General features: G+C 39.6%; 7 protein-coding genes. 3 read left to right on the top strand and 4 right to left on the bottom strand.

Translation table 11 applies throughout. The annotated features are described in order from the left end of the window. Positions 1 to 287: 287 nt before the first annotated feature. The 4 genes from A7P55_RS12195 to A7P55_RS12180 all read right to left on the bottom strand — a co-directional run bounded on the left by A7P55_RS12195 (position 288) and on the right by A7P55_RS12180 (position 3892). A complete protein-coding gene (locus A7P55_RS12195; RefSeq protein ID WP_171552305.1) occupies positions 288 to 845 on the bottom strand; it encodes a peptidylprolyl isomerase in 558 nt (185 codons plus the stop codon). Between the two features lie 133 nt (positions 846 to 978). Next, on the bottom strand, positions 979 to 2049 hold the full coding sequence (locus tag A7P55_RS12190) for an alpha/beta hydrolase (protein ID WP_354667322.1): 1071 nt from the start codon (positions 2047 to 2049) through the stop codon (positions 979 to 981). Between the two features lie 360 nt (positions 2050 to 2409). Beyond that, positions 2410 to 2649, bottom strand: a complete 240-nt coding sequence (locus A7P55_RS12185) for a hypothetical protein (protein WP_005201819.1) — start codon at positions 2647 to 2649, stop codon at positions 2410 to 2412. A gap of 388 nt (positions 2650 to 3037) precedes the next feature. Beyond that, complete coding sequence (locus tag A7P55_RS12180; RefSeq protein WP_171552302.1) at positions 3038 to 3892, bottom strand: MBL fold metallo-hydrolase; 855 nt, start codon at positions 3890 to 3892, stop codon at positions 3038 to 3040. Positions 3893 to 3999: 107 nt separating this feature from the next. Here A7P55_RS12180 and A7P55_RS12175 point away from each other — a divergent pair, with 107 nt between their 5' ends. The 3 genes from A7P55_RS12175 to dnaK all read left to right on the top strand — a co-directional run bounded on the left by A7P55_RS12175 (position 4000) and on the right by dnaK (position 7729). Beyond that, complete coding sequence (locus A7P55_RS12175) at positions 4000 to 4893, top strand: LysR family transcriptional regulator (RefSeq protein WP_033134259.1); 894 nt, start codon at positions 4000 to 4002, stop codon at positions 4891 to 4893. Between the two features lie 159 nt (positions 4894 to 5052). Further along, the gene (grpE, locus tag A7P55_RS12170) at positions 5053 to 5598 is read left to right on the top strand and encodes a nucleotide exchange factor GrpE (protein ID WP_171552301.1); all 546 of its coding nucleotides are present in this window, start codon (positions 5053 to 5055) and stop codon (positions 5596 to 5598) included. Positions 5599 to 5785: 187 nt separating this feature from the next. Continuing rightward, the gene (gene dnaK, locus A7P55_RS12165; protein ID WP_171552299.1) at positions 5786 to 7729 is read left to right on the top strand and encodes a molecular chaperone DnaK; all 1944 of its coding nucleotides are present in this window, start codon (positions 5786 to 5788) and stop codon (positions 7727 to 7729) included. Positions 7730 to 7761 lie beyond the last annotated feature (32 nt).

The raw sequence follows: 7761 nt of genomic DNA, 5'->3' as shown, positions 1-7761 counted from the left end.
CACAAGTTGTTCTTCTATTCTATTAATGATCTTTTTACCACCTCGTCAGTGGCAAATCAACGCAATAAATATTCAACAACTTAACCAGTAAAGCTAAGTTATTTTTGCTTCATCGCGTCGGGATGAGTGCATTATAGGAGATTTTTTTTAGTGTGCAAGTCTTTTTAAATCCTTGTTTTATCAAGTGTTCTTTTTTTACACACCAATATGTATAACAAAGCAGCATAATTCTCGTAAGCATATAAAATTAAAGCAGAAATATTTTATACACATTTCTGCTTTGTTTTTTACTTACTGTTCTTTATCTGTACACTGATAATTTTAATGGGTTGTTTCGGTACATTTTGATGCATTCCGTAGTTTGCCGTTGGCACATTTACGATCTTATCGACAATATCCATACCTTTAGTTACTTTACCAAATACGGCGTAACCCGCATCCATCGGTGACTTATTTAAGAAGTTATTATCTGCGACATTAATAAAGAATTGGCTGCTTGCAGAATTCGGATTACTGGTACGTGCCATTGCTAAAGTACCGCGTGCGTTCTTCAAACCATTCCCAGACTCATTCACGATTGGTGCTTTGGTTGCCTTCTCAATCATATTGGCATCTAAACCACCGCCCTGCACCATAAAGCCAGGAATCACACGATGGAAGATCGTGCCTGTATAGAAGTTGCTTTTTACATAGCTTTCAAAGTTTTTTGCCGACACAGGTGCTTTATCATCAAAAAGTTCAATTTCGATGTTGCCCATACTGGTTTTCATATCAACCATGGTATTTGCAAATAAATGGCTGCTTGCCAAAATTAAACCTGTTGTCATGAACAACTTTTTCATCATTGCTTTTCTCGGCTTGATCATTGATTTGTTGTGAACGCTCATCTTAGTTTTGCTGATTCTATTTTGCTATTTCTATTTGTTATCTTTAAAACAAAAAACCGATGTTTCACGTGAAACATCGGCTCGGACTTTATTAACTATGTTTATCCCAAAATTTTCTAAAGTTCTTGGCAACTTCAATGGTATTGCGTTTGGCCTTACTTGAGACTGGCGTGAGGTTAATAAAGCCATGCGTCTGATCTGGGTAATCAACATATTGGACTTTAACCCCGTTTTGTCTCAGCTTATGGCTATAGATTGCACCCTCATCATGAAGTAGGTCATGACCAGCAGTAATCACATAAGCAGGTGCTAACTTTCTAAGACTGCCATAAGTTGGTGAGATTAACGGATCATCTAATGCAACATCATGCTGTGTTGCATAATAGTCCGTCACATAATCCACATCTTTACTGGTCAACACTAAACCCTCTCCATAGGCATAGAACGAAGGATGGCGGCTTTTGAAGTCAACCACGGGATAAATCAATAATTGTGCTTGTGGTGCATAGGCTTTACCAACAGAGTGCTGTGCAACCACAGTACCAATATTGCCCCCTGCACTATCACCTGCAACCGCAATACGATTCTTATAGATTTTCAATTGACGGCGATTTTGATATACCCACGCCAGTGCATCTTCACATGATTTGATCAACAGTTGTGGCGATGCTTCTGGTGCTAATGGATAATCAATACTTAAGACCTGTACTTTTGCATATTTGGCAATCAGACGACAAGCTTCGTCATGGGTATCCAGACCACCCACGACAAAACCACCACCGTGATAGAACACAATGATCGGCAATTTCTTATTCGGTGCAGGATGATAATGTCTGGCAAAGACCGTACCACTTTGCAAAGGGAGACGAATATCCTCAACCGAGTCAATCGATGTTGGTTTATTGATGATTGCCAACATTTGCGCATCAAACTGACGGCGGGACTCAATTGGATCATCACCAATAAAGCCAATGTGCCCTTGTTTAATTTGGACAGCCATCAGACATTTAGTAAAAGAATCTAAATCTGGATATTGGTGTGGATAAGCGAGAAGCTTAGCGAGAGACTCTTGTACAATTTTGGGGAGCTTATCTAGCGCTCGTGCAGCAGGGCCTTGCCCTTTGTCTAAAATTGTTTGAATTTTTTGAGGTAATGCTGTCACTTCTGTCCCCTTCTTCGCTCTGTCCATAATTCTTGTTGTCTTCGACTATATGCTTTTCTAAAGTCTTAGATCAAGTTCAAGATTTGAAAAATATGTCGTACGCTAAAGGGCTACTATCAAAAAGTCATTATCCATAGTGCTTATTCACAGCTATTTTTTATGTCAATTAAGTGCTGTTTTAACATGAGATTGTTAAAACGATAAAACTAGAACGAATAAATTCGTTCTAGTTTATAGCACTCTAAAAGTGTCAGTTTTATGAATTCAGTTAACTTCGCGCAATGTATAGCAGTACATGAGTAAGATTGCATGCGGCATCGTGTGTTCAATCTTATGTGAAGCCAACTTCATTCTAAAAAATTATTGAGCAGTCGTACCTGCTGAACCAGAAACTGAACCTGATACATCCGCAGAAGCGCCACCAGATTGAACATCAACTGATGAACCACCTTGCACACCAACACCACCTTGTACGCCTGCTGGGCTTGCACCTGTTGTTTGAGCTGAGCCAGATGCATCTAAACCACCTTGAGTTGAGCAACCTACAGCTGTTAATGCAACACCGGCTACAACCGCAGAAATCAATGCTAACTTTTTCATTTCGTATTTCCTTTCATTATGACAAAAAGCAAAGTTGTCTTTGCGATGCCTATGATTCACAATTTTTTTCTCGGACGTGATGCGGATTAGTTGCAGTTTGTTATGTAAGCCGCTCTATTTTGCAATTTTTCTTAAATCAACTCTTTTCATATTTCACATATTAAAAAAAACATTCAAAATCGCTAAAGCATTAGAGTTAAAGTAATTTCACGGTTTTTAGTTTTATTTTTTCAGTTAAAAAGCGATTATCTTATTTTTTTATAATTCATAGAAACATCGTACAATCTGCTTAAAAGATTACAATTGCGTAATTTTAATTAAAAATAAATGTAGCAGACATAAAAAACCGTGACTTCTGATCACGGTTTTTCCATTTATTTAGCTTGGTTTAAGGCCATTGCATCTCACCTTTCACCACTTTGGCACCCAACTCTAAACTGCTCGACTCACCTAAAGTTGGATACTGTTTTTGCATAATTCCAATTAATTCAGCTGAGTTTTTGCTGGCTTTTACCGCTTTCTCATATTGCTTTAAATAGTCAATCGAGAAATTCACCGCATCAAGACCTTCCGCTGCACCTAATTTCATATGTGCAGGCACCACCACTTGTGGATTTAAGGCTTTAATACTCTCTAAAGTCTGTACCACTTCTGCACGATCTTTGGCTGTTGGGGTATCCGCAGTCCACAGATGAATCCCCGATGACACAGGAATACCACCGACAACAGCTTTGGCACTCGGAATCCATAAATAAGTGAGTTCTTTCTTACCTTTAATTTCGATATTTTCATTTTCTAATTTTAAGGTTTTAGCCGTATAAGCTTGTGGAACAATAATCTTGCTCGGGGCATTGGCACCCATTTTAGGTCCCCAATATGCAACTTTCAGTGCTTGGGTGTCCTGAATATGTTTCACTGTTTCAGGGGTCGCAATCACCTGTACATTCGGGAAGTACTGTTTAAATACATCTAGACCAAAATAGAAGTCTGGATCACCATAGCTGACAAAAATAGTTTTTAAGGTTTTACCGCTATCTAAGATATCGGCCGCAATACGCAATGCTTCTGATTTAGAAAATTGCGCATTCACCAATAGCACTTCTTTATCCCCTTCAATTAAGCTCGAAGTCACACCAAAGTGTTCAGGTTGAGCCAAAAAGTTTTGGATTTTTAAATCTTGTGCGAAAGCAGCAGATGTTGCTGCCAAAGTTGATAAAGCAATAATATAAGGTTTGGTATTCATCTTATCGTCTCCAATTTGATAAGGAACACTTTAAATTGCAATTATTGCTGAATAAACACTCTAAACTAAGATAAAATGTTGCATATCTTGCAACAATGATAATAACGATGGACACATTAAAAGCGATCCAAGTCTTTGTTTGTATTGCGCATCAAGGTAATCTCAGCAAAGCTGCTGAACATCTCGATTATTCTAAAGCGATGGTGTCCCGTTACTTAGACCATCTCGAACAAACTTTTTCGACACGTCTGTTTCAACGCAATACCCGTAAGGTATCGCTCACCCCTGCGGGTGAAAAAGCGTTGGTCTATTGCGAAAATATTTTACAACAGCAACAACTCTTAGAAGGCTTAGCCGCGCCAGAACAGCACAGCGGCACTATCCGCTTTACCTGTGGCTTATTTTTATTTCAGCTTGGCGTGAATGAATGTATTAAGCAATTTAAAAAACGCTACCCACAGATTCATTTTGATGTCTATTTAACAGAAAATACCGTCGACCTGATGGATGCTCATGTTGATCTGGCACTACGCATTACCCAGAAAGTCGCAGATGGACTGATTGCCCGTCCAGTCTGTCAAATTGAATCCACCTTTTGCGCACACCCACATTACTTACAAGACCACACTCCCCTGTTACATCCCAGTCAACTCATTCAACATGAATGCATAGCCCATCACACACATAACCAATACTGGACCTTATTTGATACAGATCAGCAACCCCAGAACTACCCTTTAAATGTTACGTTTAAAAGCAATGATGTGATTGCGCTTTATCAGATGTGTCTTAAAGCACAAGGTATTGCGATGCTGCCAACGTTGCTGGTGCGTAAAGATATAGCTCAACAACGTTTGCAACAGGTGTTTACCGATTTTTCGGCACCCGATCTCACCTTATCTTTGGTTTATGCATCCAGACAACATTTACCAAAAATCACCCAAGAATTTATTGCTTTTGTGATTGAAAACTTAAATTTTTACTTAAATCAGCAAAATTAAAAGATTTAAATCGACCTGAACGCTTGAATTTTGTCGTGTTGCCCATACTTCATCCCTATCTATGAATGACCAAGATGTGGCAGTTCGGGTTTAACCCTATGAGCATTAACGCCAGAAGGACTGTACATGTTTAAGAACTTTTTTCAACGGAGATCATCAATGGCTAATGAGCACAATGAGCAAGCTCAAGACATTCAAAATGAGCAACAAACTGAACAAACTCAAGCTGAAGATGTAGAGCAAGCAAACGAGCTTAGCGTTGAAGATTTACAAGCTCAAATCACTAAACTCGAAGAAAGCTTAAAACTCGAAAAAGCACGTACAGCCAATGCTGTTTATGAAGCACAAAAGAGTGTTGAACGCATTCAACGTGAGTCAGAAAAACATAAAGAGACTGTGCTGGAAAAATTTGCGAAAGAATTATTGGATTCTGTCGATAACCTAGAACGTGCAATTCAAGCTGCGGGTGAAGAACAAACACCTGTACTTGAAGGAATTAAGCTTACTTTAAAATCACTCCTCACCACACTAGAAAAATTTGGTGTTGTTGAAGCAGATACCCAAAATGGTTTCAATGCTGATTTACACCAAGCGGTGGGAATCGACCCGAATGCCAAAGCCAATCAAATTGGCACTGTTTTACAGAAAGGCTATACCTTAAATGGTCGTTTACTTCGCCCAGCGATGGTGATGGTGGGTCAATAATCTACGTGAGCAAAGCGTTTATTTGCTCAAAAGTGTACAAATCTGAGAGTTTTTTGATTTTTTTTCATAAAAATGCTTGAAAAATACCAATTGACTCTCATATCGAATAACAAGCAAATCCCCTTTTAACTCCCCTTTACCAACGGGGAAATTAGGGGATTCAAAAAATTTTAGAGGAACACAAACAATGGCAAAAATTATTGGTATTGACTTAGGTACTACCAACTCATGTGTTGCTGTACTTGAAGGCGATAAAGTAAAAGTAATCGAAAATGCAGAAGGTACGCGTACAACTCCATCGATCATTGCATATAAAGATGGCGAGATCCTTGTTGGTCAAAGCGCGAAACGTCAAGCGGTAACCAACCCGAAAAATACATTATTCGCAATCAAGCGTTTAATCGGTCGTCGCTACGAAGATCAAGCGGTACAAAAAGACATTGGTCTTGTACCTTACAAAATCATCAAAGCAGACAATGGCGATGCTTGGGTTGAAGTAAACGATAAAAAATTAGCGCCTCAACAGATCTCTGCTGAAATCTTGAAAAAGATGAAGAAAACTGCAGAAGATTATTTAGGTGAAACAGTAACTGAAGCAGTAATTACTGTTCCTGCTTACTTTAACGATGCACAACGTCAAGCGACTAAAGATGCAGGTAAAATTGCAGGTCTTGATGTTAAACGTATCATTAACGAACCAACTGCTGCGGCACTTGCGTTCGGTATGGATAAAAAAGAAGGCGATCGTAAAATCGCGGTTTACGACTTAGGTGGTGGTACATTTGACGTATCAATCATTGAAATCGCTGACCTTGATGGCGACCAACAAATCGAAGTGTTATCAACCAATGGTGATACTTTCCTTGGTGGTGAAGACTTTGATAACGCATTAATTGAATTCTTGGTTGAAGAATTCAAGAAAGAACAAAGTGTGAACTTGAAAAATGATCCACTTGCGTTACAACGTTTGAAAGAAGCTGCTGAAAAAGCAAAAATCGAGCTTTCTTCTTCAAATGCAACTGAAATCAACCTTCCATACATCACTGCTGATGCGACTGGTCCTAAACACTTAGTGATCAACGTAACTCGTGCAAAACTTGAAGGTTTGGTTGCTGACTTAGTTGCTCGTACCATCGAGCCTTGCCGTATTGCACTTAAAGATGCGGGTCTTTCGACGTCTGACATCTCTGATGTGATCTTGGTGGGCGGTCAGTCTCGTATGCCACTTGTACAACAAAAAGTACAAGAATTCTTCGGTAAAGAGCCACGTAAAGACGTGAACCCTGACGAAGCGGTTGCGATTGGTGCAGCGATTCAAGGTGCGGTATTGTCTGGTGACAAAACTGATGTACTTTTATTAGACGTAACCCCGTTAACACTTGGTATTGAAACCATGGGTGGCGTATTAACAGCGATTATTGAGAAAAACACGACGATTCCTGCGAAGAAATCTCAAGTATTCTCTACTGCTGCTGACAACCAACCTGCTGTAGACATTTCAGTGTTCCAAGGTGAACGTAAAATGGCTCAGCAAAACAAATTGTTGGGTAACTTCCAGTTAGGCGATATCCCACCTGCTCCACGTGGTGTACCGCAAATTGAAGTATCGTTCGACATCAACGCTGATGGTATCTTGAAAGTATCGGCTAAAGATAAGAGCACAGGTAAAGAGCAATCGATCCAGATTAAAGCAAACTCAGGTTTGTCTGATGCTGAAATCGAAGCAATGATTAAAGATGCTGAAGCGAATGCTGAAGAAGATCGTAAGTTTGAAGAGTTAGCAAAAGCACGTAACGAAGCAGATGCGCTCGTTTCTAGCTCGACGAAAGCAGTCAAAGATCTTGGTGACAAAGTTACTGAAGATGAAAAAACTGCGATCACAACTGCGGTTTCTGAGCTTGAAGCAGCAACGAAAGAAAATGATGTTGAAGACATCAAAGCGAAAACTGAAGCTTTACAAAACATCTTGATGCCAATCACTCAACGTGCTTATGAACAAGCACAAGGTGCTGGCGGCGCAGAAGGTTTTGATCCAAATGCATTCCAAGGTGATGCTGCGGGTCAACAACAAAAAGCGGACGATGGCGTTGTAGATGCTGAGTTCACTGAAGTAAAAGACGACAAAAAATAATTTGTCTCTTTAAAAAAAGACCGCGCGAAAGC

This window comes from Acinetobacter sp. Ac_5812, from assembly GCF_013072695.1.
In the GTDB taxonomy this organism is placed as follows: domain Bacteria; phylum Pseudomonadota; class Gammaproteobacteria; order Pseudomonadales; family Moraxellaceae; genus Acinetobacter.
Note: the sequence above shows the minus strand (reverse complement) of the source record. Positions and strands in the feature narration are given on the sequence as shown.

Coding starts and splice junctions, on each gene's coding strand:
- A7P55_RS12180 (WP_171552302.1), bottom strand. CDS start 3,892: ATGAATACCAAACCTTATATTATTGCTTTATCAACTTTGGCAGCAACA.
- dnaK (WP_171552299.1), top strand. CDS start 5,786: ATGGCAAAAATTATTGGTATTGACTTAGGTACTACCAACTCATGTGTT.
- grpE (WP_171552301.1), top strand. CDS start 5,053: ATGGCTAATGAGCACAATGAGCAAGCTCAAGACATTCAAAATGAGCAA.
- A7P55_RS12175 (WP_033134259.1), top strand. CDS start 4,000: ATGGACACATTAAAAGCGATCCAAGTCTTTGTTTGTATTGCGCATCAA.
- A7P55_RS12195 (WP_171552305.1), bottom strand. CDS start 845: ATGATGAAAAAGTTGTTCATGACAACAGGTTTAATTTTGGCAAGCAGC.
- A7P55_RS12185 (WP_005201819.1), bottom strand. CDS start 2,649: ATGAAAAAGTTAGCATTGATTTCTGCGGTTGTAGCCGGTGTTGCATTA.